This window comes from Arthrobacter rhombi, from assembly GCF_039526245.1.
Classification (GTDB): domain Bacteria; phylum Actinomycetota; class Actinomycetes; order Actinomycetales; family Micrococcaceae; genus Arthrobacter_H; species Arthrobacter_H rhombi.
Map to the genome: position 1 here is coordinate 357087 of NZ_BAAAIV010000012.1, position 24699 is coordinate 381785.

Annotated in this window: 20 protein-coding genes and 1 tRNA gene; 16 read left to right on the plus strand and 5 right to left on the minus strand. The window is 67.6% G+C overall.

The features are described 5' to 3' along the window. Window positions 1–231: 231 nt before the first annotated feature. From gltB to pyk, 3 genes are read left to right on the plus strand one after another with little or no spacing between them, the layout of a single operon-like run. A complete protein-coding gene (gltB, locus tag ABD088_RS12325) occupies window positions 232–4836 on the plus strand; it encodes a glutamate synthase large subunit (RefSeq protein WP_343902224.1) in 4605 nt (1534 codons plus the stop codon). Further along, the gene (locus tag ABD088_RS12330; protein ID WP_343902225.1) at window positions 4829–6286 is read left to right on the plus strand and encodes a glutamate synthase subunit beta; all 1458 of its coding nucleotides are present in this window, start codon (window positions 4829–4831) and stop codon (window positions 6284–6286) included. The genes gltB and ABD088_RS12330 overlap by 8 nt, the downstream gene beginning before the upstream one ends. Window positions 6287–6346: 60 nt before the next feature. Next, a complete protein-coding gene (gene pyk / locus ABD088_RS12335; protein WP_343902226.1) occupies window positions 6347–7888 on the plus strand; it encodes a pyruvate kinase in 1542 nt (513 codons plus the stop codon). Between the two features lie 101 nt (window positions 7889–7989). Here pyk and ABD088_RS12340 read toward each other — a convergent pair whose 3' ends face one another. After that, window positions 7990–8592: an ANTAR domain-containing response regulator gene (locus ABD088_RS12340; RefSeq protein ID WP_343902227.1), complete on the minus strand. Its 603-nt coding sequence runs from the start codon at window positions 8590–8592 to the stop codon at window positions 7990–7992. Window positions 8593–8742: 150 nt separating this feature from the next. Between ABD088_RS12340 and ABD088_RS12345 the strand changes: the two genes are divergently transcribed. The 3 genes from ABD088_RS12345 (at window position 8743) to ABD088_RS12355 (ending at window position 11502) form a co-directional block, all read left to right on the plus strand. After that, window positions 8743–8826, plus strand: a tRNA-Leu gene (locus tag ABD088_RS12345). A 713-nt stretch (window positions 8827–9539) separates the two neighbouring features. After that, window positions 9540–10208, plus strand: coding sequence for a GntR family transcriptional regulator (locus ABD088_RS12350; RefSeq protein ID WP_343902228.1), 669 nt, complete (start codon window positions 9540–9542; stop codon window positions 10206–10208). 94 nt (window positions 10209–10302) lie between these two features. Continuing rightward, window positions 10303–11502 (plus strand): MFS transporter, encoded by a 1200-nt coding sequence (locus ABD088_RS12355; RefSeq protein WP_343902229.1) that lies wholly within the window; start codon window positions 10303–10305, stop codon window positions 11500–11502. Between the two features lie 3 nt (window positions 11503–11505). Here ABD088_RS12355 and ABD088_RS12360 read toward each other — a convergent pair whose 3' ends face one another. Further along, entirely contained in the window at window positions 11506–12126 is a 621-nt protein-coding gene (locus tag ABD088_RS12360) for an L-threonylcarbamoyladenylate synthase (RefSeq protein ID WP_343902230.1), read from the minus strand. Window positions 12127–12318: 192 nt separating this feature from the next. Between ABD088_RS12360 and ABD088_RS12365 the strand changes: the two genes are divergently transcribed. From ABD088_RS12365 to ABD088_RS12380, 4 genes are all read left to right on the plus strand, one after another. Then, window positions 12319–13626 carry an inorganic phosphate transporter gene (locus ABD088_RS12365; RefSeq protein WP_343902231.1) on the plus strand — a complete coding sequence of 436 codons (1308 nt, stop codon included), beginning with the start codon at window positions 12319–12321 and terminating at the stop codon, window positions 13624–13626. Then, window positions 13623–13859: a hypothetical protein gene (locus ABD088_RS12370; protein ID WP_343902232.1), complete on the plus strand. Its 237-nt coding sequence runs from the start codon at window positions 13623–13625 to the stop codon at window positions 13857–13859. Before ABD088_RS12365 ends, ABD088_RS12370 begins: the two co-directional genes overlap by 4 nt. Window positions 13860–13902: 43 nt before the next feature. After that, window positions 13903–14481, plus strand: coding sequence for a dihydrofolate reductase family protein (locus tag ABD088_RS12375; protein ID WP_343902233.1), 579 nt, complete (start codon window positions 13903–13905; stop codon window positions 14479–14481). A gap of 90 nt (window positions 14482–14571) precedes the next feature. Continuing rightward, window positions 14572–14991 (plus strand): hypothetical protein, encoded by a 420-nt coding sequence (locus tag ABD088_RS12380; RefSeq protein WP_343902234.1) that lies wholly within the window; start codon window positions 14572–14574, stop codon window positions 14989–14991. A gap of 73 nt (window positions 14992–15064) precedes the next feature. Here ABD088_RS12380 and ABD088_RS12385 read toward each other — a convergent pair whose 3' ends face one another. Next, the gene (locus ABD088_RS12385; RefSeq protein ID WP_343902235.1) at window positions 15065–15565 is read right to left on the minus strand and encodes a hotdog fold thioesterase; all 501 of its coding nucleotides are present in this window, start codon (window positions 15563–15565) and stop codon (window positions 15065–15067) included. Window positions 15566–15650: 85 nt separating this feature from the next. Here ABD088_RS12385 and polA point away from each other — a divergent pair, with 85 nt between their 5' ends. The 4 genes from polA to ABD088_RS12405 all read left to right on the plus strand — a co-directional run bounded on the left by polA (window position 15651) and on the right by ABD088_RS12405 (window position 21697). Next, the gene (polA, locus tag ABD088_RS12390) at window positions 15651–18284 is read left to right on the plus strand and encodes a DNA polymerase I (protein ID WP_372710581.1); all 2634 of its coding nucleotides are present in this window, start codon (window positions 15651–15653) and stop codon (window positions 18282–18284) included. Next, entirely contained in the window at window positions 18284–19621 is a 1338-nt protein-coding gene (locus tag ABD088_RS12395; RefSeq protein ID WP_343902237.1) for a GNAT family N-acetyltransferase, read from the plus strand. Before polA ends, ABD088_RS12395 begins: the two co-directional genes overlap by 1 nt. 214 nt (window positions 19622–19835) lie before the next feature. Continuing rightward, window positions 19836–21305: a 30S ribosomal protein S1 gene (gene rpsA / locus ABD088_RS12400; protein WP_343902238.1), complete on the plus strand. Its 1470-nt coding sequence runs from the start codon at window positions 19836–19838 to the stop codon at window positions 21303–21305. Window positions 21306–21406: 101 nt separating this feature from the next. Further along, a complete protein-coding gene (locus tag ABD088_RS12405; RefSeq protein WP_343902239.1) occupies window positions 21407–21697 on the plus strand; it encodes a hypothetical protein in 291 nt (96 codons plus the stop codon). 98 nt (window positions 21698–21795) lie between these two features. On the opposite strand, the gene ABD088_RS12410 is transcribed toward ABD088_RS12405, so the two are convergent. Continuing rightward, a complete protein-coding gene (locus ABD088_RS12410; protein ID WP_343902240.1) occupies window positions 21796–22938 on the minus strand; it encodes a class I SAM-dependent methyltransferase in 1143 nt (380 codons plus the stop codon). Next, complete coding sequence (locus tag ABD088_RS12415; RefSeq protein ID WP_343902241.1) at window positions 22935–23627, minus strand: YigZ family protein; 693 nt, start codon at window positions 23625–23627, stop codon at window positions 22935–22937. The genes ABD088_RS12410 and ABD088_RS12415 overlap by 4 nt, the downstream gene beginning before the upstream one ends. A gap of 70 nt (window positions 23628–23697) precedes the next feature. On the opposite strand from ABD088_RS12415, the gene coaE reads away from it, so the two are divergent. After that, the gene (coaE, locus tag ABD088_RS12420) at window positions 23698–24348 is read left to right on the plus strand and encodes a dephospho-CoA kinase (protein WP_343902242.1); all 651 of its coding nucleotides are present in this window, start codon (window positions 23698–23700) and stop codon (window positions 24346–24348) included. Then, window positions 24345–24677, plus strand: a complete 333-nt coding sequence (locus ABD088_RS12425; RefSeq protein WP_343902243.1) for a hypothetical protein — start codon at window positions 24345–24347, stop codon at window positions 24675–24677. Before coaE ends, ABD088_RS12425 begins: the two co-directional genes overlap by 4 nt. The last annotated feature ends 22 nt before the right edge of the window (window positions 24678–24699 follow it).

The window sequence follows — 24699 nt, forward strand, 5'->3', positions numbered from 1 at the left end:
CGCGGTTAACAGCGGATGCAGCCCCACCGGCCACCACCCATGGACGCGGCTGCCTTTCACGACGACGTGGACCCGCCGACACGGTCCCTGTGCGCCCTTCCCCCGGCGTGGACCCTGCCGGCCGAAGGCCACGATGCTCCCCACCCCGGTTCACCGTCCTTCGGGACCCCTGCCCCCGTCCGTACCCCGTCCTGCCCGACGGAGCGCGGACTTTCCGATTGAGAGGAACCCATGAACCTGACTGGAGACCAGCAGAATGCCTCGCGAGTTCCAGGCGAGGTTGTGACCTCGCCCTTCACCCGCTTTGCAGCACTACCCGAGGCCCAGGGCCTCTACCATCCCGACCAGGAAAAGGACGCCTGCGGGCTGGCCATGGTCGCCACCCTGCACGGCAAGCCCACGCACCAGATCGTGGACAACGCCCTGCGCGCGCTGCGCAACCTCGAACACCGCGGTGCAGTGGGCGCCGACGAGGGATCCGGCGACGGCGCCGGGATCCTGACGCAGATGCCCGACGAATTCTTCCGGGCGGTCGTCGACTTCGACCTTCCAGCCCCCGGCCGCTATGCCGCAGGAACCGCCTTCCTGCCCGATGACCCGGCCGCCGAGGCCACCACCCGCTCCGGGCTCGAGGAACTGGCAGCCCAGCAGGACCTGCACGTCCTGGGCTGGCGCGAGGTCCCCATCGACGGGAACCTGATCGGTGCCATGGCCCGCTCCTGCATGCCGCGCCTGGTCCAGTTCTTCGTCGGCCTTCACGCTGCCGACGACACCGCCGAGCTCGACTCCCGCGCCTTCAGGTTGCGCAAGCGCGCCCAGAACAAGTTGGGGGTCTACTTCCCCTCCTTCTCATCCCAGACCATCGTCTACAAGGGCATGCTCACCACCGCCCAGCTCGAACCGTTCTATCCTGACCTCTCCGATCCGCGGTTCACCAGCGCACTGGCCATCGTCCATTCGCGTTTCTCCACCAACACGTTCCCCTCCTGGCCCCTGGCCCAGCCGTTCCGCACCATCGCCCACAACGGCGAGATCAACACCGTGCGCGGGAACCGCAACTGGATGCGCGCCCGGCAGTCCCAACTGGCCGCGCCGCTGCTGGGGGAGGACCCCGAGGAACTGTTCCCGATCTGCACCCCGGGGGCCTCGGATTCGGCGTCGTTCGACGAGGTCGCCGAGCTGCTCATGCTCTCCGGGCGTCCCATCACCCAGGCCATCATGATGATGATCCCCGAGGCGTGGGAAAACCACACCACCATGGACGAGGACCGCCGCGCGTTCTACCGCTACCACTCCATGCTCATGGAGCCGTGGGACGGCCCAGCGGCCGTCTCCTTCACCGACGGCCGGGTCGCCGGTGCGGTACTGGACCGCAACGGCCTGCGCCCGGCCCGCTACTGGGTGACCGACGAGGGCCTGGTGGTCCTCGCCTCCGAGGTCGGCGTCCTGGACATCCCCGAGGAACGCATCGTGCGCAAGGGCCGGGTGTCCCCGGGCAAGATGTTCCTCATCGACACCGATGCCGGACGCATCGTGGAGGACGAGGAGATCAAGGCAGAGGTCGCCGCCGCCAACCCGTGGCGCGAATGGGTCCAGGAAAACCTCATCTCCCTGGCCGAGCTGCCCGAACGCGAGCACGTCTCGCACAACCCGGCTTCCGTGCAGCTACGCCAACGCACCTTCGGCTACACGGAGGAGGAGAAGCGCATCCTGCTGGCCCCCATGGCCCGCACCGGAGCCGAACCCCTCGGCGCCATGGGAACCGACACCCCCATCGCGGTGTTGTCCCAACGCCCGCGCCTGCTCTTCGACTACTTCGTGCAGTCCTTCGCCCAGGTCACCAACCCGCCGCTGGACTCCATCCGCGAGGAACTGGTCACCAGCATGTCCACCTCGATCGGGCCCGACGGCAACCTGCTGGACCTCACCCAGGTCGGCACCCGGCACGTCTCGCTGGACTTCCCGGTCATCACCAACGACGAACTGGCGAAGATCGCCAACATCCGCGGCGCCGACGGCTCCAAGGCCTCGTTGAAGGTCAGGGGACTCTACCGTCCCGAGGGCGGGGCGACGGAGCTGAAGAACCGGCTCCAGGAGATCTGCGAGCAGGTCTCCGCCGCCATCAACCGCGGGGTGAAGTTCATCGTCCTGTCCGACCGCGACTCCAACGCCCAGTGGGCGCCGATCCCTTCGCTGCTGCTGACCTCCGCGGTCCACCACCACCTGCTGCGCAGCGCCAACCGCACCAAGACCTCGCTGGTCATCGAGACCGGCGACGTCCGCGAGGTCCACCATGTGGCAGTGCTCATCGGCTACGGTGCCTCGGCCATCAACCCGTACCTGGCCCTGGAAACCGTCGAGGAGATGGCCGACGCCGGAATCCTCGAGGGCGTCGGGGTCCAGACGGCCCACCGGAACCTGATCAAGGCGCTGGGCAAGGGCGTGCTGAAGATCATGTCCAAGATGGGCATCTCCACGGTGGCCTCCTACTGCGGCGCCCAGACCTTCGACGCGCTCGGCTTGTCGGCACCGGTCATCGACCAGTACTTCACCGGAACGCACTCCCCGCTGGGAGGAGTCGGCTTGGACGTCATTGCCGCCGAGGCAGCCGCCCGGCATCGTTTCGCCTACCCCGCCGACGGGGTGGAGGAACCGCATAAGCGCCTCGAGACCGGTGGCGAATACCAATGGCGCCGGGACGGGCCATCGCACCTGTTCAACCCGGAAACGGTGTTCCGCCTCCAGCACGCCACCCGGGAGCGGCGCTACGACATCTTCCAGGCCTATACCCGCGGCATCGACGACCAGTCGCGGGAACTGATGACCCTGCGCGGGCTGCTGCGCTTCAAGACCGGGGTCCGCGAACCGGTCCCGATCGAGGAGGTCGAGCCGGTCGCCGAGATCGTCAAGCGGTTCGCCACCGGGGCGATGAGCTACGGCTCCATCTCGCAGGAGGCCCATGAGACGCTGGCGATCGCCATGAACCGGCTGGGCGGCAAGTCCAACACCGGTGAAGGCGGCGAGGACGTCGAACGGCTGATGGATCCGGAGCGCCGCTCGGCGGTCAAGCAGATCGCCTCCGGCCGCTTCGGGGTCACCAGCCTCTACCTGACCCAGGCCGAGGACATCCAGATCAAGATGGCCCAGGGCGCCAAACCCGGTGAGGGCGGCCAGCTGATGAGCCAGAAGGTCTACCCGTGGGTGGCCCGGACCCGGCATTCGACCCCCGGCGTGGGCCTGATCTCCCCGCCCCCGCACCACGACATCTACTCGATCGAGGACCTCGCCCAGCTGATCTACGATGCCAAGCGTGCCAACCCGCGCGCCCGCATCCACGTCAAACTGGTTTCCGGGATCGGCATCGGCACGGTGGCCGCCGGCGTGACCAAGGCGCGTGCCGACGTCGTGCTCATTTCCGGGCACGACGGCGGCACCGGAGCCTCGCCGTTGAACTCGCTCAAGCACGCAGGGGCTCCCTGGGAGCTCGGGCTCGCCGAGGCGCAGCAGACCCTGCGCCTGAACGGGCTGCGCGACCGCGTGGTCGTCCAGGTCGACGGGCAGCTCAAGACCGGGCGCGACGTCGTCATCGCCGCCCTGCTGGGCGCCGAGGAATTCGGGTTCGCCACCGCACCGCTGGTGGTCTCGGGCTGCGTCATGATGCGCGTCTGCCACCTGGACACCTGTCCGGTGGGTGTGGCCACGCAGAACCCGCTGCTGCGTTCGCGCTTCACCGGCAAACCCGAGTTCGTGGTCAACTTCTTCGAGTTCCTGGCCCAGGAGGTCCGCGAGCTGCTGGCGTCGCTGGGACTGCGCAGCATCGAGGAGGCCATCGGCCAGGCACACCTGCTGGATAGCACCGAGGCCGTCCGGCATTGGAAGACCGAGGGGCTGGACCTCTCACCGGTCCTGGATGAATCGGTGGGCGGTGACGCCCCGGTGCGGAACCTGGTCCCGCAGGACCACCAGCTGGACCAGCACTTCGACAACCGGCTGATCGAGCTCTCCTCCGACGCCTTCGACACGCGCCAACCGGTACGCATCTCACTGGATGTGGTGAACACCGACCGCTCGGTGGGAACCATGCTGGGCCACGAGGTCACCCGCCACTTCGGCATCGAGGAGCTGGCGACGGACACCATCGACGTGACCCTGACCGGCAATGCCGGCCAATCGCTCGGCGCCTTCCTCCCGGCGGGCATCACCCTGCGGTTGCACGGCGACGCGAACGACTACGTCGGCAAGGGGCTTTCCGGCGGACGCATCATCGTGCGACCGGGCCGCGGGGGCCGGCTGGTGGCCGAGAAGAACGTCATCGCCGGCAACGTGGTGGGCTACGGTGCCACCAGCGGCGAGATGTTCCTGCGCGGGCTGGTCGGCGAACGCTTCCTGGTCCGCAACTCCGGGGCCACCGCCGTCGCCGAGGGCATCGGCGACCACGGCTGCGAATACATGACCGGCGGCACGGCATTGATCCTGGGGCCGACCGGCCGCAACTTCGGTGCCGGCATGTCAGGGGGCACCGCCTACCTGCTGGACGCCGACCGGGGTGCCTTCAACCGGCAGGCCGTTCAGGCCGGCGAGCTGGAGCTGCGGGCCCTCGACGCGGCGGACCGGGACCTGGTCAAGACGTTGTTGACCCGCCATGCGGAAGAGACCGGATCGACGCTGGCGGCGTCGCTGCTGATCGACTTCCCCGACACGGCGGCCCGCATGACTGCCGTGGTTCCCGTCCACTACGCAGCGGTGATGGCCACCCTGCAGGACGCGGAACGCGAAGGACTCGACCCGGACGGCGAGACCGTCTGGACCCGTATTTTGGAGGCACACCATGGCTGATCCCCGCGGATTCCTGACCGTCACCGATCGCGTCACGCAGCCGCGTCGCCCGGTGCCGGTGCGCATCATGGACTACCAGGAGGTCTACGAGCGCCAGCAGGACGGCGTGCTGAAGGAACAGGCCTCACGCTGCATGGACTGCGGCATCCCGTTCTGCCATCAGGGCTGCCCGTTGGGCAACCTCATCCCGGAATGGAACGACCTGACCTGGCAGGGACGGCGCTCCGAGGCCAGCGACCGGCTCCACGAGACCAACAACTTCCCGGAATTCACCGGGCGGCTCTGCCCGGCCCCGTGTGAGAGCTCGTGCGTGCTGGGCATCAACCAGCCGGCCGTGACCATCAAGCAGGTGGAGGTCTCCATCGCCGAACAGGCGTTCGAGGACGGGTCGGTCATCCCGGTTCCCGCGGAGCGGCACACCGACCAGACGGTCGCCATCGTCGGTTCCGGACCTGCGGGCCTCGCCGCGGCCCAGCAGCTGACCCGTGCCGGGCACACTGTGGCGGTCTACGAGCGTGACGACGCCATTGGCGGGTTGCTGCGCTACGGCATTCCCGACTTCAAGATGGAAAAGAACGTGCTGGAACGCCGGCTGGACCAGATGCGTGCCGAGGGCACCCGCTTCCGCACCAACGTGGAGCTCGGGCGTGACATCTCCTGGGACCAGTTGCGCCGCCGGTATGACGCCGTCGTGGTGGCCACCGGTTCCACGGTTCCGCGCGACCTGCCGATCCCCGGCCGGGAGCTGGACGGCGTGGAGTTCGCGATGGACTACCTGGTTCCCTCCAACCGTGCGGTGGCCGGGCAGGCCGACCCGGGGCTGATCGATGCGGCGGGCAAGCATGTGGTCATCCTGGGCGGCGGCGACACCGGTGCCGACTGCATCGGCACTGCCCACCGGCAGCAGGCGGCGTCGGTCACCACGTTGGCGATCGGCAAGCAGCCGCCGGGGGAGCGGCCGGGCCACCAGCCGTGGCCGATGTTCCCGACCTTGTTCGAAGTGGCGTCGGCCCATGAGGAGGGTGGGGAACGCACCTACCTCGCATCTACGGTAGAGTTCGTGGGAGAGGACGGTCGTGTGACCGGCGTCATGGTTGCGGAAACGGAATTCATTGACGGTGCCCGTCGGCCGAAGGCCGGGACGGAGCGCGTGATTCCCGCCGACCTCGTACTTCTGGCCCTGGGCTTCACCGGGCCGGAACCGGCTGGCCTGGATGAACAGGCCGGAATCGATTTTGATGACCGGGGCAACGTCGCCCGTGACGGTTACTACATGACCAACACGCCCGGCGTGTTTGCTGCCGGTGATGCCGGCCGCGGACAGTCGCTGATCGTGTGGGCCATCGCGGAAGGGCGCTCCTGTGCCGCCGCGGTGGACAAGTACCTGATGGGCGAAACCCGGCTGCCCGCCCCCGTGGCGCCAACCGACCAGCCCATCGGCATGATCTGACGGGGTGTGGATCCGTTCGCACCCCTCTTCGGGACGAGTAAAGGCGGATAGGCTTTCGGTATGAGACGCGCAAAGATTGTGGCCACCTTCGGGCCAGCCATTGGGACGTTGGAAAAGACGCTGCAGGCGATCCAGGCTGGTGTGGACGTGGCCCGGCTGAACATGAGCCATGGCGAGTATTCGACCCACGCCGAGAACCTGGCGAACGTCCGGCAGGCCTCGGAAAAGCTGGGCCGCCCGGTCGGGGTCTTCGCCGACCTGCAGGGACCCAAGATCCGGCTCGGTCGATTCTCCAACGGCCCACACCTGCTGGCCGCAGGTGACCGGTTCACCATCACCATCGACGACGTCGAGGGCACTAAGGACATCTGCTCGACCACGTTCAAGGGGTTGCCCCAGGACGTCGCCGTGGGTGACCGGCTGCTCGTTAACGACGGCCGCGTTGCCTTGCGCGCCGTGGAGGTCGACGATCGCCAGGTCGTCACCGAGGTCGTCACCGGCGGAGAAGTGTCCAACAACAAGGGCATCAACCTCCCCGGGGTGGCCGTGAACGTCCCCGCCTTGAGCGAAAAGGACGAAGACGACTTGCGGTGGGCCCTGCGCGCCGGAGTCGACATGATTGCCCTGTCCTTCGTGCGTAACGCCTCGGACATCCAGCGCGTGCACGAGATCATGGACGAGGAAGGCCGCCGGCTGCCCGTCATCGCCAAGATCGAGAAGCCGCAGGCCGTCGACAATCTCGAGGAGATCATCGACGCCTTCGATTCCATCATGGTCGCCCGTGGCGACCTCGGCGTCGAACTGCCGCTCGAGCAGGTCCCGCTGGTGCAGAAGCGCGCCGTCGAGTTGGCCCGTCGGTGGGCCAAGCCCGTCATCGTGGCCACGCAGGTCCTGGAATCGATGATCGAGTCCCCGACGCCGACCCGCGCTGAGGCGTCCGACTGCGCCAACGCCGTTCTCGACGGTGCCGACGCGGTCATGCTCTCCGGGGAGACCTCGGTGGGTGCCTACCCGATCGAGACGATCGAAACGATGGCCCGCATCATCACGGCGACCGAGGACCATGGGCTGGAGCGGATCCCACCGCTGGGCACGCGGCCGCGGACGCGCGGTGGCGCCATCACGCGTGCCGCCGTCGAAATCGCGGATCAGCTCGACGCGAAGTTCATCGTCGCCTTCACCCAATCCGGCGATTCGGCCCGCAGGCTCTCGCGCTTGCGCCCGTCGAAGCCGGTGCTCGGGTTCACCCCGTTGAAGCAGACGTACAACACCCTGACGTTGGTGTGGGGAGTCCAGCCCCGGCTGGTCGCGTTTGCGGACCATACGGACAAGATGACCGCCCAGGTCGACGAGTCCTTGCAGAACGAGGGGCTGGCGGAGGTCAACGACCTGGTGGTCATCGCAGCCGGTTCCCCTCCAGGACAAGCGGGTTCGACCAACTCGCTGCGGATCCACCGCGTGGGCGACATCGCCGATTCCGGACAACTGCTGGACGGTAGCCGGAACCAAGTGCCGGCCAAGGAGAAGGTCGGCCCCTGGCGCACCCAGGAGCAGGCAGACGAGGACCGCGCCGCCAGCCGCCGTGAGGCGAAGGGCGACTAGCGGCAGCAGCACGAGCAGAAAAAGTCCGACGGCGGTCGGCCCACCGTGGTGGGCCGACCGCCGTCGGACTTCTCGTGGTGTGGGGCTGGGTCGGTCTGGCCCTACTTCACCTGGGCGATGATCGTTTCGGCGACCTCGCGCATGCTCAGGCGGCGATCCATCGACGTCTTCTGGATCCAGCGGAAGGCCTCGGGCTCGGTCAGGCCCATCTTGGTGGTCAGGACCGACTTGGCGCGTTCCACCAGCTTGCGCGTGGCAAACTGCTCCTGGAGATCCCCGACCTCCTTCTCGAGGGCGATGATCTCCTCATGGCGGGACATGGCGATCTCGATGGCGGGGATGAGGTCGTTCGGGCTGAACGGCTTGACCACGTAGGCCATGGCACCGGCCTCGCGGGCGCGTTCGACCAGTTCCTTCTGGCTGAAGGCCGTCAACAGCACGACCGGGGCGATGCGTTCCTTCACGATGGTCTCGGCAGCCGAAATACCGTCCATGACGGGCATCTTCACGTCCATGAGCACCAGATCGGGGCGGTGTTCGCGCACCAGTTCCACGGCCTTCTCGCCGTTGTCGGCTTCGGCAACGACCTCGAATCCCTCTCCGGTGAGGATCTCGACGATGTCCAGCCGGATGAGGGTTTCATCCTCTGCGACAACGACCCGGCGGGCGGGCGTCGAGGTGGCCTCGGGGGTGGCTTCTGTCATGGCGTTACTCCTGGCTGCCCGGGGGAACGGGGCGATGGGTTCTCGGATTCCTCATCAAGCCTATCGGCATGTAGAGTTGTTTAGCGCAACGCATCCCTGTGATGTTTTCCCGGTCCTCGTGACTGGTTGGAACCCGGGGGAGTGGAGCAGGCCCGAGTGGCGGAATGGCAGACGCGTTGCACTCAAAATGCAATATCGAGAGGTGTGTGGGTTCGAGTCCCACCTCGGGCACCAACGGCCCCGATCCCTGAATATCCAGGGGTCGGGGCCTTTTTCATGCAGGGCGGTCCGCCCGGGCGCCCTCCCGCTGTTTCCGTGTAATGGCACATTCGACGTCCCCGTGTTCGACTCCGGGAATGGCCACCGGCCCGTCGGCGACGACGTGGCGGACCAGCCTCATCGTGCCGTCCCCATGTCCCGCCATGAGGCGACGCTGACGTCCATCGTGCTGGCGGTGGCTCGTCCGGCACCGAGCGTTGTCATGTCCCGGTCGATCGGGGCCGCCGCGCCCTCCCTTCCCCGGCCGTGTCCCCAGGCGGAACGCTGCGGCCGGTCTCCGAATCCAGGTTGGCCAGGAAGCGCATTCGGCGCCGGACGGAGGAGGATCCACCCGAGGGACTCGCCGGTCTCCAACTATTCGGCCGGCCAGGACCCGTAGCCACCTGGCCTGCTGTAGGAGGCGGGAAAAGCCGGCAGGATCCCCGTGTCCACATCCGGCCGCGGTGTTCCGTGACCGCCGGTGAGGACGTGCATGGCTGCAGGTCCGGCGTCGAGCCCACCGGGCCCACCTGTCTCGCGGGGGTGAAACAGCGCAGGCGAAGATGCCGGCACGCAAGCTGCGTGCCCAAGGGGCCAGTGGGACACCGACGCGCGGGAGTGGACCGTGGGGCAAGGAGCTCATGGACGCCGTTGTATTTATCGTTGCATTTATCAGTTATGATGGAAGCATGGCAACGAATCAACAGGTCAGTCGTTTCTGGTCATGGCGCCCCGACGCGTCCCCGGCGAAGACCGCCGTCGAGCGTGTCTACGTCGGCGTCAGTGCCGATATTGTCGGAGGCTCCCTGACCGGGGGAACGTTGATCACTGAAGGGGAGATGGCCGAGCGGTTCGCCGTCAGCCGGACCCCGGTCCGGGAAGCCTTCCTGGTGCTTGAAGCCCAGGGCCTGCTGGTGCTCTTCCCCAAGAAGGGTGCCATCGTCACCACCCCGGATGCTGCCGAGAACCAGCAACTGCGACAGGTGCGCATCATGCTCGAATCACGGGCCGTGGAATTGCAGAACGGTTTGTCGGCAAGCGATTCCCCCCTATCGGCACAACTGACGGATTTGATCGAGACCCAGCGGCGGGCTGCGTCCACGGGCGACGCGCTGGCGTTCGCCCGCGCGGACCACCGGTTCCACGCGTGTGTCGTCGCAGCCTCGGGAAACCCCATCATCGATGACTTCTATGCGCAGCTGGGCCCACGTTTGGCGCGGTTGACGTGCCTGACCGTCCAGAATGCCGGTGAACTCCAGCGGTTCGTGAACGAACATACCCGGTTGGCCGAGCTGTTCCGCGTTGCGGACCACCACGGCTATGAGGAACTCCTCCAATCCCACGTGTCCGGGGCCTAGAACCTCCCATCTTGCGGCTGGCTGCCGTCCGGCCAGCCTGAACTACCCGCCGCCCGCGCCGCTGCGCGCCGGCACCTGAGGAAAGTGATCCCCCATGCGTGCGTTCCCCGCCGCTCCCTGGCTCCGTGTTGCCCCTGCCGTGCTGGTCATGGCGTGGGGAGGCAACCACTTCACGCCGCTGCTGGGCCTCTACCGCGACATCGGCCCCTACTCGGTGCTGAGCGTTGATCTGTTCCTGGGCACGTACGTCCTGGGTCTGGTCCCCGGACTGCTCATCGGCGGCCCGCTCTCGGATCGCCACGGCCGCAAGCCGGTGGCGGTGGCCGGCGTCCTGCTGGGGATCCTGGCCAGCGTCGTGTTGGCGCTGTTCTTCCACCAGGAAGTGCTGATGTGCGCCGGGCGCCTGCTGGCCGGGCTCGGTGTCGGAATCGGCATGGCCGTGGGCACCAGCTGGATCAAGGAATTATCGAGTGCGCCCTATGACGCGGCAGCCGATGCCACCGCCGGGGCCCGCCGGCCCTCGCTGGCGCTGACCCTCGGCTTCGGGCTCGGGGCAGGGGCCTCGGGTTCGCTCGCGCAGTGGGGCCCCGCCCCGGCGCTCACCCCATACCTGGTGCACATCGTGTTGAGCCTGGTCGCGCTCACCGCACTGGTGAAGGCCCCGGAGACCGTGGAGCGTGGACGCCAGACGACCACGCTGCGGCAGGACCTCAGGGTCCCGCTGGCTGGCCACCGGCGTTTTCGCCGGGTCGTGGTACCCGCCGCCCCATGGGTCTTCGCGACAGCGGGAGTGGCCTATGCGGTCATCCCCATGTTGGAGAGCGGGAAGCTCGGGGACCTGCAGCTGGGCTACGCCACGCTGCTGACCGTACTCACCCTCGGAGCTGGGGCGCTTGTCCAGCCATTCGTGGCGCGCATTGACCGGGTCACCGGTGGGCGGGCGCTGCTCGTGGGCATGGGGGCCATGCTGATCGGCCTGGGCATTGCCGCGGCCAACGCCCACTACCTCTCGTTGGTCGCGGGTGCGGCCGCGGCCGTGATGCTCGGTGTCGCCTACGGCATCGCCCTGGTGTCCGGGCTGGTGGAGATCCAGCGCATCGCCACAGGCCGCGACCTGGCCGGGCTCACCGGCGTCTACTACAGCCTCAGCTACAGCGGATTCCTGTTGCCCGTGCTGCTCGCTGGCCTGGCCAGCGTGGCGTCCTACACGATATTGCTCGGCGGGGTGCTCCTGGTGTGCCTGGCCTGCCTGGTGCTCGTGGCCGGGGGATTGCGGCGCACCGCGCTGCCCTGAGCCCTATTCGAAGGGGGTGGGGTCGCCCATGCCGACGCGCAGGATTTCCGGGACCCCACTGGAGAAATCGACCACCGTGGTGGGTTCGGTGCCGCATTCCCCGGAGTCGACCACCGCGTCGACCTGGTGGTCCAGCCGTTCCTTGATCTCCCACCCCTGCGTCAGCGGTTCCTCCTCGTCCGGCAGCAGCAGCGTCGTGGACAACAGTGGCTCACCCAGGGCGGAGAGCAGGGATTGCACGACGGCGTTGTCCGGAATGCGCACCCCCACGGTCTTCTTCTTCGGGTGCAGCAAGCGCCGGGGGACCTCCGGGGTGGCCTTGAGGATGAAGGTGTAGCTGCCCGGAGTGGCTGCCTTCAGGCTGCGGAAGACGGCGTTGCCCATCTCCACGAACTGGCCCAGCTGGGCGAAGCTGCTGCACATCAAGGTGAAGTGGTGCTTGTCGTTGAGGTGCCGGATGGTCCTGATCCGGTCCAGCGCGTCCCGGTTGCCCAGCTGGGCGCCGAGCGCATAACAGGAATCGGTGGGGTAGGCGATGAGCGCCCCCTGCTGCAGCAGGTCGACGATCTGGCCCACGGCACGCGGCTGCGGGTCCTGCGGGTGGACATCGAAGAATCTGGCCATGACAGGAGACTACGACCCGGAGGCCGAACATGCACGCATCCGCCCCTACCGTGGCGTCCGCCACAGCAGAGGCGGCGTGTCCGGGGCAAATGGCGCAGCCAGCGAAATGTGTGTGACCATAGAGTGAATTCTGGGTCGGACCCGTTCCCCCGTTCGGCCGTGCACCTTAGCCATCCCCAGATTGGTTCCTAGATGGAAATCTCCCTCATCGTTGTCCTGGTCATCGCACTGGCACTGTTCTTCGATTTCACGAACGGCTTCCACGACACCGCCAACGCCATGGCCACCCCGATCGCCACCGGTGCCATCAAGCCGAAGACGGCGGTCACCCTGGCAGCGATCCTCAACCTGATCGGAGCGTTCCTCTCCACCGAGGTGGCGACCACGATCTCCGGGGGACTGATCAACGAGGGGGACAACGGCTTCTCGATCGGACCGGAGATCATCTTCGCCGGTCTGATGGGGGCGGTGGTCTGGAACATGCTCACCTGGCTGCTCGGCCTGCCCTCCAGCTCCTCCCACGCCCTGTTCGGCGGGCTCATCGGTGCAGCCATCGCCGGCGCCGGCTTCGGCGTGGTCAACTACGGCACCGTGGTCTCCAAGGTCCTGCTGCCCGCCCTGGTGGCCCCGGTCATCGCCGGCCTCGCGGCGTACCTGTGCACCAAGCTGGCGTACTGGATCACCAAACGGCCCTCCGGGGTCTCCTCGCCCAAGCGCGGCGGGTTCCGCGTGGGCCAGATCTTCTCCTCCTCGCTGGTGGCCCTGGCGCACGGCACCAACGACGCGCAGAAGACCATGGGTGTGATCACGCTGGCACTGGTCGCCTCCAACCTGCAGGAATCCGGCAGTCATGTGCACATCTGGGTCATCACCGCCTGTGCCCTGGCCATCGCCCTGGGAACCTACGTGGGCGGTTGGCGCATCATCGCGACGATGGGCACCGGCCTCACCGAGGTCAAGCCCGCCCAGGGCTTCTCCGCCGAGTCCTCCACCGCGGCGGCCATCCTGGCCTCCTCGCACCTCGGTTTCGCCCTGTCGACCACGCAGGTGGCCTCCGGCTCCGTCATCGGTTCGGGCCTCGGCCGCAAGGGAGCCACCGTCCAGTGGCGGACCGCGGGCAAGATCGCCACCGGCTGGCTGTTCACGCTGCCCTGCGCGGCGGTCGTCGGCGCACTCGCTGCCGCCCTGACGTACCTGGGCACCATCGGGCTGGTCCTGGTGGCCGTCATCGGCTTCGGCGTCGTGCTGCTGATCTGGTGGCTCTCCCGCAAGAATGTCATTGGCCCGAACCACGCTGTCTCCGATGTCGACGAGGCCGGGGGTGCCGTGAGCATCCCGACCAAGAAGCAACGCCGGAAGATGCGCAAGGCCCAGCGCCGCGCCGAACGCGCGGAAACCGAACGCATGGCCCATGAGGCCCAGAAGAAAGCGGATCGCCGGGAGGCTGCCGCCACCACCACGGCGGATCGTCCGTCCACCGGTCCGGAGGAGACCCGATGAACATTGAATGGCTCTCGTTTCTGACCGTCGCGGTCGTCACCCTGATCTCCGCGCTGGCGCTGGTGACGCTCTACTCCTCGGCGGTGCGCCTGAAGGCGATCGCCGAGGACGGCGGCCGGGGCGCCACCCTGGCCAAGAGCGGGGCCGTGGCCTGCTTCGTGCTCTGCGGCTGCCTGGTCCTGCTGGGCATCTACCTGATCGTCCCGCAGCTCGGCGGCGGCGGAGGCCACTGATCCGACCCGTGGCCCGCATGGCCCGATGTGGCAGCATGGGGTCATGACACGCTTCCGGTACCTTGTGGCCTCCAGTGCCGACGGCTACATCGCCGACGAGCACGACTCGCTGGAATGGCTGTTCGCGTTCAACGACTACCACGTGGGTTTCGGCGACCCCGTGGAGGCCTTCATGACCGAGATCGGCTCCCTGGTGATGGGCGCCGACACCTACCGCTGGTTGACGGCGCACATGCGCTCGACCGGCGAACCCTGGCCCTACCCCGACCTCCCGTGCTGGGTCTTCACCCATCGTGAACTGGCCGCCGAACCCGGTGCCGACCTGAGCTTCATCCGCGGTGACGTCGATGAATGGGTCGGCGACATCGAAGCCGACGCCGGCGCGAAGGACGTCTGGGTCCTCGGCGGCGGGGGGCTGGCCGGCCAACTGGCCGAGGCGGGGCATCTGGACGAGCTGATCCTGTACACCATGCCCGTGCTGCTGGGCGGAGGCCGGCCCCTGGCCAGCCTGCGGGCGCCCCTGCTGCTGACCCCCACCTCGAGCCGCGAATTCGGCCTGGGCGTGAGGGAAACACGGTACGACGTCGGAAAACCTCCTGCCGTGAACCGCACCGAGTACTGACGGCACCGGCCGGGACGCCCGACTGGCGTCAGGCCGTTGGCCGCTCTAGGCTCGGACACGACCTCTGTACGCATCGAAAGGACATGTCCCATGAAACTCAGCCACCTGCCATTGCGCCTGACGACCGGTGCCTTCATCCTCAATTCCGGAGTGGGCAAGCTCCAGCTCGACGGTGAATCGGCCGCCGGCCTGCAGCAGATGGGTGCCTCTGCCTTCCCGCAGCTGGCGGATCTGGATCCCGAGCAGTTCGGCAAGGTCCTCAGCGCCGCGGAGATCGCCTTGGGTGCTGCCCTGCTGCTGCCCTTCGTCCCGAGCAAGCTGGCCGGCCTGGGCCTGACCGCCTTCTCCGCGTCGATGGTCACCATGTACCTGAAGACGCCGGGACTCACCCGCGAAGACGGCATCCGCCCGACCCAGAACGGCACCGCCGTGGCGAAGGACTTCTGGATGCTGGGCATCGGCCTGGCCCTGATCCTCGATTCCGCGAAGAAGAAGCGCAAGGTCAAGTAGCACCTGTCGCCGTCGCCGGCCGTATTCCCCTCCGTCTAGGGCTGGGGGATGCGGCCTGTCGCGTTAATGCCGGTCAGGACGGGTCCAGCAGCATGTTCGTGATCCGGGCCGTGCATACGCGCCGTCCGGCCTCATCGGACACGACGATCTCGTGGCTGGTGGTGCTCCGGCCCAGGTGCAGTGGCGTGCAGACACCGGTGACCAGTCCGGACGTCCCCGCCCGGTGGTGCGTGACGTTGAGGTCCAGGCCCACCGGGCGCCCACCGGGGCCTGCATGCAACGCCGCAGCGAAGGAACCCAGGGTCTCGGCCAAGGCTGCACTGGCCCCGCCGTGCAGGATGCCGGCCACCTGCTGGTTGCCCTCCACGGGCATGGTCGCCTCGACCCGCTCCACCGACATCGAGGTGAAGACGATCCCCAGCTTCTCCACCAGGGTTCCGACGCCGTGGGCCGCGAGCATCGGCCACATCACCGCGGGTACCCCGTGCCGGGTGAGCTGCTCCCGGAAGGGGTTCACCCCGTCGTCGTGTCCGGTGCCCGGAGCCACGGGGCCCAGCGTGTATTTGTCTGTCATGGCAACTAGGCTGGCACCTGTGAGTCCAGCAACCAAAACCGACGCCCCCGACACCCCGCGCCTGCTCGTCCTCGACGGGCATTCCATGGCCTTCCGCGCCTTCTATGCGCTGCCGGCGGAGAACTTCGCCACCGACACCGGACAGCACACCAATGCCGTCTATGGTTTCGTCTCGATGCTCATCAAGATGATCGAACAGCGCAAGCCGACCCACGTCGCCGTCGCCTTCGACCTGGACACCCCCACCTTCCGCTCCCAGGAGTATGCCGAGTACAAGGGGGGCCGCAACAAGACACCCGAGGAGTTCTACGGGCAGATCGACCTCATCCAAAAGGTCATGGAGGCCATGAACATCCCCTCCATCACCATGGAAGGTTTCGAAGCCGATGACATCATCGCCACCCTGGCCCACGTCGGCGAGGGTGCCGGCTGGGACGTCCTGGTGGTTTCGGGCGACCGCGATGCCTTCCAGCTGATCACCGAGAAGACCACGGTGCTCTACCCGAAAAAGGGCATCTCCGACATCCCCCCGATGGACATCGCAGCGGTCGAGGAGAAGTACTTCGTGCGCCCGGAACGCTACCCCGACCTGGCGGCACTGGTGGGGGAGACCGCCGACAACCTTCCCGGCGTCCCCGGGGTGGGACCCAAGACCGCGGCGAAATGGATCAACCTCTACGGCGGGCTCGAGGGCGTGCTGGAGAACATGGAGTCGATCAAGGGCAAGGTCGGCGAATCGCTGCGCGAGCACGTCGATGCCGTCCGCCGCAACCGGCACCTGAACCACCTGCTCACCGATCTGGACCTGCCCGTCGGCCTCGAGGCCCTGGAACTGGAGAACCCCAACCACGACGCCATCGAGGAATTGTTCGACGCGCTGCAGTTCAACACCCTGCGCAAGCGCCTGTTCGACCTCTTTGGCGAGGACGAGAGCGAGCCGGAACCCGAGCTGGAGGTCCCGGAACCGTCACTGCTCGATTCCGCCGCTGCGCTGGAGGCCTGGTTCCACGACCACGGCGCCCACAACATCGGTGTGCACCTGGAAACCGTCGGCTCCGCCGGGGGCGGCGATGACGCGGTGGGCATCGGCCTGGCCGCCGAATCGGCGACGGCGTACGTGGACCTCGAGGGCCTGGATCCCGAGGCGGAGGCGGCGCTGGCGCGGTTGTTGGGATCGTCCGACTACAAGCTGGCCATCCACGACTACAAGGCGGGCTACAAGCTGTTGGCCGCCCGCGGCATCGAGCTGGGACCGGTCGTCGACGACACGATGATCTCCGCCTACCTGATCCAGCCGGACCGCCGCAGCCATGAGCTGGCCGACATCGCCCAGCACCACCTGCGGATCCCCTTGGCCGCGGACGCCCCGGCGGAGTCCGGGCAGCTGGCGCTGGACCTGGGGGAGTCACGGTCCGCCGCACCGGTGGTCCGTGCCGCCTACGTGGTCCGCGAACTGAGCATCTACCTCACCGGGCAGGTCCTCGAACGTGGAGCCAGCACCCTGCTGGCCGACATGGAGTTGCCGCTGTCAGTGGTGCTCGCACGGATGGAACGCGTGGGCATTGCCGTGGACGCCGGCCGCCTCGCGGACCTGATGTCCGACTTCGGCACCACCATCGAGACCGCCACCGCCGAGGCCTTTGCCGCCATCGGCCACGAGGTGAACCTCGGATCCCCGAAGCAGCTGCAGGTCGTGCTCTTCGAGGAACTGGAGCTGCCCCGGACCAAGAAGATCAAGACCGGTTTCACCACCGACGCCGACTCGCTGGCCGATCTGCTGGCCAAGACCCAGCACCCGTTCCTGGCGTCCCTGATGGCCCACCGAGACGCGTCCAAGCTGCGCCAGACCGTCGAGGGGCTCCAGAAGGCCATCGCCGACGATGGACGGATCCACACCACCTACGCCCAGACGATCGCCGCCACCGGACGGCTTTCCTCGCTGAACCCGAACCTGCAGAACATCCCGGTCCGCAGCGAGGCCGGCCGGCGGATCCGCGAGGTATTCGTCGTCGGGGAGGGCTACGAGACCCTGCTGACCGCCGACTACTCGCAGATCGAAATGCGCATCATGGCCCATCTTTCCGGCGATGAGGCACTGATCCAGGCGTTCAAGGACGGGGAGGACCTCCACCGTTTCGTCGGTTCCCACGTCTTCGGCGTCGACCCCGCTGATGTCACGGCCGAGATGCGCTCGAAGGTCAAGGCCATGTCCTACGGCCTGGCCTACGGTCTGAGCTCCTTTGGCCTCTCCAAGCAGCTGGGCGTCCCCGTCGACGAGGCCCGGGGGCTCATGAAGGACTACTTCTCCCGGTTCGGAGCGGTCCGCGACTACCTGCGCTCCGTCGTGGACCAGGCGCGCAAGGACGGCTACACCTCCACCATCGAGGGGCGCCGCCGCTACCTTCCCGACCTGGCCAGCGACAACCGCCAATTACGTGACATGGCCGAACGCGCCGCCTTGAACGCCCCCATCCAGGGTTCCGCCGCTGACATCATCAAACGCGCCATGCTCGGCGTCGATGCGGGTCTGCGGGAACAGGAACTGAGCTCGCGCATGATGCTGCAGGTCCACGACGAACTCGTCCTGGAGGTGGCACCCGGAGAGTCGGAAGCCGTCACCGCGCTCGTGCGCGAACACATGGGATCCGCAGCGGATCTCACAGTCCCACTTGATGTCCAGGTCGGTACCGGCCACAGCTGGCAGGAGGCCGCACACTGATGACCACCACGAACACGACACCCACCACCGATGCCACCGGGCTGCGTCACGAGATCTTCTCTGCAGGATTCCTCCCGTCAGCCCCCGACGCCGAACCGCAGGTGGACCAGCGCACCGCCGACTGGTTCCGTGCCGTCCGCACCGGATTCCACGAACAGCCCTACACCGCACCCGAAGTCGCCCGCCTCGCGGGGACCTACCAGGTGGATGGCCGTGTGCTCGTCGGAGTGTACGACGACGAGGCCCCGGCGCCGTCGTTGGACGCCGGGATCCCGGTCGCTACCTTTGCCGAGTTCCGCAAGACCCTGAACACCGGAGGCGGGAACCTGGTCGAGAGCCACCTCATCACGGTCGTCACCGTCCGTCCGAGCCACCGGCGCCGGGGCATCCTGCGCCGGATGATGACCGACTCGCTGGATCGTGCCCGGGCCGCCGGCCTCCCGATCGCCGCGCTGACGGCCTCCGAGGCCACGATCTACGGCCGGTTCGGTTTCGGGCCGGCCACGTCGTTGGCCTCGGTCCACGTCGACGTCAAGGGGGGATTGCCCATCGTGGCGCCCGCCGAGGGACAGGTTGTCGCCGTCGATCCCGCATCCCTGCAGGACCTCGCCCCGGAATTGTTCGAACGCTTCCATGCCGGACACCGTGGGTCCATTGGCCGCCAGGAGGCCTACACGCTGCGGGCGACCGGCCGGCTGGCACCCGACGCCGCGAAGGACGATCCGACGCTGCGCGCTGCGGTCCACCTCGACGCCCACGGCGAACCGCAGGGGTTCCTGACGTATTCCTTCGCCGGGTGGGACACCTCCCCGGTCACCATGAAGATCCGTGACCTGGTGGCCGCCACCGGCGCCGCGCGCCGCGAGCTGTGGCGTTACCTGGGCGCCCACGACCTCGTCGAGCGCGTCGAATACGGTGCTGCCGCACCCGACGATTCGCTGCCCTGGATGATCAACGACCCGCGCCGGGTCACCGTCACCGAGACCGAGGACCTGCTGTGGCTGCGCATCCTCGACGTACCCGCTGCCCTGCGTGCCCGGGAGTACGCGGGCGATGGGTCCCTGCGGATCCGGGTCACCGATGCCCTTGGCTATGCCGCGGGGACCTGGGATCTGGGCGTCAACGGGGACACCGTCAGCGTGGACACCGTCGAGGACGGTTCCGCCGCGGATCTCGAACTCGACGTCGCCGTGCTCGGCTCACTTTACCTGGGTGGGGCCAGCGTGCGCGTTGTGGCCGAGGCCGGCAGGGTGAAGGTTTCCTCGGATGAGGCGTTGGGCCGGGCGTCGGCACTGTTCGACCTCCCGGTGGCCCCCTACGCCATCAACGGTTTCTAGGGGAAACGGGAGAGCCGGGATCCTCGCGCGGGTCCGCTGACGGGCGACGCGCCCGGCGTTTTGACCGGCCGCCAATCGGGGGACTAAACTCAAGTGGTGACTGCTGGGGTGTTCCATGCCCTCCGTCGCAACAATTTCAGTTCCATCTTCGGAGCATGCCGGGACTTCCGGCCCTTCGACTGACGCAATCTATCCACATCGGAGCCCCTACTACATGACCATCACCTCCAACGAGAAGACCGGTACCCCGCAGGTCGCCATCAACGACATCGGGACCGCTGAAGACTTCCTCGCAGCCGTCGACGCCACCATCAAGTACTTCAACGATGGCGACCTCGTCGAAGGCACCGTCGTCAAGGTCGACCGCGACGAAGTCCTGCTCGACATCGGTTACAAGACCGAGGGTGTCATTCCTTCCCGCGAGCTTTCCATCAAGCACGACGTTGACCCCGGTGACGTCGTCGCCGTCGGCGACAACGTCGAAGCCCTCGTCCTCACCAAGGAGGACAAGGAAGGCCGCTTGATCCTGTCCAAGAAGCGCGCTCAGTACGAGCGTGCCTGGGGCGACATCGAAAAGATCAAGGAAGAAGACGGAGTCGTCACCGGCACCGTCATCGAGGTGGTCAAGGGTGGCCTCATCCTCGACATCGGCCTGCGCGGCTTCCTGCCGGCATCGCTGGTCGAAATGCGCCGCGTGCGCGATCTGGCCCCGTACATCGGCCAGGAGATCGAAGCCAAGATCATCGAGCTGGACAAGAACCGCAACAACGTGGTCCTGTCCCGCCGTGCCTGGCTCGAGCAGACCCAGTCCGAGGTCCGCTCCACGTTCCTCAACAAGCTGGAAAAGGGCCAGGTTCGTCCCGGCGTCGTTTCCTCCATCGTCAACTTCGGTGCCTTCGTGGACCTGGGTGGCGTGGACGGCCTCGTGCACGTCTCCGAGCTGTCCTGGAAGCACATCGACCACCCGAACGAGGTTGTCGAGGTTGGCCAGGAAGTCACCGTCGAGGTCCTCGAGGTCGATCTGGATCGCGAGCGCGTCTCCCTGTCGCTGAAGGCGACCCAGGAAGATCCGTGGCAGACCTTCGCCCGCACCCACGCCCTGGGCCAGGTTGTGCCGGGTAAGGTCACCAAGCTGGTTCCGTTCGGTGCGTTCGTTCGCGTCGAAGACGGCATCGAAGGCCTCGTGCACATCTCGGAGCTGGCCGTGCGCCACGTCGAGCTGGCCGAGCAGGTCGTCTCCGTCGGAGACGAGCTCTTCGTCAAGGTCATCGACATCGACCTGGAACGCCGCCGCATCAGCCTGTCGCTGAAGCAGGCCAACGAGGGCGTCGATCCCGAGGGCTCCGAATTCGATCCGGCTCTGTACGGCATGGCCGCAGAGTACGACGAAGAGGGCAACTACAAGTACCCGGAGGGCTTCGACCCGGAGACCAACGAGTGGCTCGAAGGCTTCGACACCCAGCGCACCGCCTGGGAGCAGCAGTACGCCGATGCCCAGGCCCGCTGGGAGTCGCACAAGAAGCAGGTTGCCGAGCACCTGGCTCAGGACACGGCCGTCGCCGAAGGCGTCACCTCCGAGTCCGCGTCGACCAGCTACTCCTCCGAGGCTCCGGCCCCCGAGGCCGGCACGCTGGCTTCCGACGAGGCCCTCGCCGCACTGCGCGAGAAGCTCACGGGCGCCTAAGCCTGTAGCACCCGCAGAGAGGCTTGCCTCGCCGGGGCCCACGTACCTTCGGGTACGTGGGCCCCGGCCTTTTAACCACCCACCGGCAGAAGGACGACATCATGGATACCTCGGGCTGGCTGGTCACGCGACGTGACGACGGGGAAACCGTCGGATACCTCGAACCGCTGGCTGACGACTATTCACTCGTCCAGGCGCGGAGCCTCCTCGGCCACACCGTTGGTGGGCCTTCCGGGCTCCTGGAAGCAGAAGAGCTGCTCGTGGAACGGGGTATTTCCGAGCTGGCCGAGCGGTGGATGCTCCGTGACGCCCCCGAGGAGCTGGGCGACGGCGTCGTCATCCTCGAGACCTCGACGGACGGCATCGTCGTCGCCCATGCCGATCTGGCGTAGGCGGGGGTCTACGGTCGTCGGGTCCAGGTGGCGTGGCCCGATGTCCCCGGTTTCCTGCAGCGTCCCGACGAAGCGGCTCCTGGGGGTTCGGCGGCCGGTTAGCGCTTGGTTGAGACCGTCACGGTGAACTTGGGGTTCCTCGCCACCTGGCGGGTGGGTCCCACCAGTCGCGCCAGATGGCTGCGATACGCAAGATGCGAGTTCCACACGCACCAGAGTTCCCCGCCGGGGGCCAGCACGCGGCCGGCATCGGCCATGAGCTTCAGGGCGATGCCCGCGTGGACCGCGTTGCCCACGTGGAAGGGCGGGTTCAGCACGATGAAGTGGCGTGAGGAGTCGGGCAGGGCGTGGAGGGCGTCGTCGCGGACACACTGCAACCGCTCCTGTACGCCGTTGGCGAGGCCAGTGGCCCGGGTCGAGGCAACGGCCGACGCCGATTGGTCGCAGGCTTCCACCTGCAGCGCGGGCCGCATGAGCGCCAGATAGGTGGCGATCGTGCCATTTCCACACCCCAGGTCGACGGCGGTCTCAGATGAGCGGGCACCTTCAAGGTGGGGGAGCAGGAACCTGGTCCCGGGATCGAGCTTGGCACCGCCAAAGGTGGAGGCAAAGGCGCGCAATTGGAGGGGGCGGGCCAGGCCGACGTCGTGTTGGGAAGCCAGCGGAAAGCGGGGCGCCGGAAGGATCTCCAGTGCCCTGGGGCCGGTGGCGGTGAGCACCCGCGATTTATGCCCTGCCCGGCTGGCCGTGACGCTGCCGAAGTAGCGTTCCAGCACGGAATTCATGGCCAGGGTCATGTGCTTGACCCGGCCCCCTGCCAGGACGACGACGTCGGGATGTGCATGGCGGGCTACCAGATCCGCGATCTCCTCCAAGGCGTCGAGCGAGCGGGGCAACTGGAGCAGGACGAGACCCGCACCGGTGAAGAGTTCGGGTGTCAGGGTGACGTGCACGTATTGGCCCGCTGTGCCGTCGCGGCGGGCAGCGTTGGCGTCCACGGCTCGTTCTCCGGACAGGGCGTCCTGGTGGACGCGGAGTCCCGAGGCGCCGTGGGCGATCGCCCCCAGGGTGAGGGCGCCGTAATGGTCGTTGACGACGACCACCGAATTCCGGCTGCCCGGGATCAGCCCGCGGTCCGCGGCGGTCTCGAGCAACAGCAGGTCTGCGCCGTCGTAGGCCTTCAGCTCGGGGGACTCCACGTCCGGCCAGCGGCGTAGTGCCGAGGCATCAAATCCACTCATGGGGCCTTCCCGGGTTCCAGATCGACCCATTCGCTGCCGGTATGTACTGCTGTGGCACGTCCCGCGGTCAAGGTGGCCAGGCGGCCGGCAAAGGCCGCGGCGGCGTCGGGGCCATCGGGCAGGGCGATGCGCAGGGTGGCCAGCTTCGGCCCGTAATCGGTGCCCAGGACAGTGGTCCCCGCGGCGCGCAGTTCGTTTTCGAGGCGCCCGGCGCCGGCGTGGTCCGCATCGATGCCGAAGAGTGCCATGCGCTGCCGCACGATCAACGGGGCGCCGTCGAGGGCCGTGGAGACTGCTTCGGAATAGGCACGCACCAGTCCGCCGGCACCGAGCAGGATGCCGCCGAAGTACCTCACGACCACCGCGGTGATGTCCGATAGGTCGGTGCCCCCGTGGGGTGCCTGGCGCTTGGAGATCGCCTCGAGCATGGGGGCACCGGCAGTCCCGGAGGGTTCGCCGTCGTCATTGCTGCGCTGGATCCCACGGTCGGGACCGATCACGAAGGCAGAACAGTGGTGCCGTGCATCGTGGTGCCGTTTGCGCAGGCCCGCGAGCGCGGAGCGGGCCTCCTCTTCAGTTTCAGTGCGGAAGAGGTACGCGATGAACCGGGAACGCTTGATCTCCAGTTCGTGGCTGGTCGCCGAGGCCAGGGTCGTGTAGGCGACTGGTGTCGTGGCGGTCCCGGGCATCCCTCCAGTCTAGACGCGCGCGGTCCCTCCCGTGGCCCGACGAGGCGGGGCTTCCCACTAGACTGGGGGAATGCTTGATGTGGGACTGACCGGAGGAATCGCCGCCGGCAAATCTGCCGTTGCGGCCCGGCTCGTGGAGCTCGGTGCCGTGCTCATTGACGCCGACGCCATCGCCCGCCAGGTCGTCGAGCCCGGGACTCCCGGCTTGATGCGGATCGTGGAGGCGTTCGGGACAGACGTCCTCGACGACGCGGGCCGGCTGGACCGACCCCGGCTGGGCCAGGTCGTCTTTGCGGACGCGCAGGCCCGCGAGCGGCTCAACGGCATCGTCCACCCGCTGGTCCGGGCCGAGGCTGCCCGGATCCGCGACAATGCGACAGTGGGCGAGGCTCCGGGCCACCCGGTCATCGTGGTCCAGGACATCCCGCTGCTGGTCGAGACCGGACAGGCAGGCTCCTTCGACTTCGTGGTCACGGTCCAGTCTCCGCGCGAGGAACGGATCCGCCGCATGGTGGCAGACCGGGGCATGACCGCCGAGGACGCGGCAGCGCGGATGGCTGCGCAGGCCACCGATGCCGAGCGTGCAGCAGTCAGCGACGTCGTCCTCGAGAACTCGGGGACGACTGCCCAGCTGCGGTCCGCTGTCGACGAACTCTGGACCAACCGGCTGCTTCCGGCCGCCGCTCTCGCAGTGGCCGGCACCACGGGGGAGGACGCATGAGCGCGTCCAAGCCGATCGGATACAGCTTTGGTGACGGCATGAAGTGGGTGACCTGGCTGTTCATCGCCACCGGCCTGCTCTGGGTCCTGGCCATTGTGCTGTGGCTCGCCGTCGGCGGCCGCAACGAATTCACCACCGGCCAGTCGCCGTGGACGTGGCACGTCCTCGTTCCTGCGTGGATGACCCTGGCCGGCATCGTGAGTGCCTTGGCCGGGTGCGTCGTCTTCGCCCAGCAGATGTTCGTGGCCATCCTGGGCCGCTTCGAGAACAACGGTTTCCTGGATGGCACCTCCCGCCGCCCCCGTGCACCGCGGGGCCCTCGCCCCTGATTCCAGCGCCCGGGGTTAAGCC

Coding starts and splice junctions, on each gene's coding strand:
- gltB (WP_343902224.1), top strand. CDS start 232: ATGAACCTGACTGGAGACCAGCAGAATGCCTCGCGAGTTCCAGGCGAG.
- ABD088_RS12330 (WP_343902225.1), top strand. CDS start 4,829: ATGGCTGATCCCCGCGGATTCCTGACCGTCACCGATCGCGTCACGCAG.
- pyk (WP_343902226.1), top strand. CDS start 6,347: ATGAGACGCGCAAAGATTGTGGCCACCTTCGGGCCAGCCATTGGGACG.
- ABD088_RS12340 (WP_343902227.1), bottom strand. CDS start 8,592: ATGACAGAAGCCACCCCCGAGGCCACCTCGACGCCCGCCCGCCGGGTC.
- ABD088_RS12350 (WP_343902228.1), top strand. CDS start 9,540: ATGGCAACGAATCAACAGGTCAGTCGTTTCTGGTCATGGCGCCCCGAC.
- ABD088_RS12355 (WP_343902229.1), top strand. CDS start 10,303: ATGCGTGCGTTCCCCGCCGCTCCCTGGCTCCGTGTTGCCCCTGCCGTG.
- ABD088_RS12360 (WP_343902230.1), bottom strand. CDS start 12,126: ATGGCCAGATTCTTCGATGTCCACCCGCAGGACCCGCAGCCGCGTGCC.
- ABD088_RS12365 (WP_343902231.1), top strand. CDS start 12,319: ATGGAAATCTCCCTCATCGTTGTCCTGGTCATCGCACTGGCACTGTTC.
- ABD088_RS12370 (WP_343902232.1), top strand. CDS start 13,623: ATGAACATTGAATGGCTCTCGTTTCTGACCGTCGCGGTCGTCACCCTG.
- ABD088_RS12375 (WP_343902233.1), top strand. CDS start 13,903: ATGACACGCTTCCGGTACCTTGTGGCCTCCAGTGCCGACGGCTACATC.
- ABD088_RS12380 (WP_343902234.1), top strand. CDS start 14,572: ATGAAACTCAGCCACCTGCCATTGCGCCTGACGACCGGTGCCTTCATC.
- ABD088_RS12385 (WP_343902235.1), bottom strand. CDS start 15,565: ATGACAGACAAATACACGCTGGGCCCCGTGGCTCCGGGCACCGGACAC.
- polA (WP_372710581.1), top strand. CDS start 15,651: ATGGCCTTCCGCGCCTTCTATGCGCTGCCGGCGGAGAACTTCGCCACC.
- ABD088_RS12395 (WP_343902237.1), top strand. CDS start 18,284: ATGACCACCACGAACACGACACCCACCACCGATGCCACCGGGCTGCGT.
- rpsA (WP_343902238.1), top strand. CDS start 19,836: ATGACCATCACCTCCAACGAGAAGACCGGTACCCCGCAGGTCGCCATC.
- ABD088_RS12405 (WP_343902239.1), top strand. CDS start 21,407: ATGGATACCTCGGGCTGGCTGGTCACGCGACGTGACGACGGGGAAACC.
- ABD088_RS12410 (WP_343902240.1), bottom strand. CDS start 22,938: ATGAGTGGATTTGATGCCTCGGCACTACGCCGCTGGCCGGACGTGGAG.
- ABD088_RS12415 (WP_343902241.1), bottom strand. CDS start 23,627: ATGCCCGGGACCGCCACGACACCAGTCGCCTACACGACCCTGGCCTCG.
- coaE (WP_343902242.1), top strand. CDS start 23,698: ATGCTTGATGTGGGACTGACCGGAGGAATCGCCGCCGGCAAATCTGCC.
- ABD088_RS12425 (WP_343902243.1), top strand. CDS start 24,345: ATGAGCGCGTCCAAGCCGATCGGATACAGCTTTGGTGACGGCATGAAG.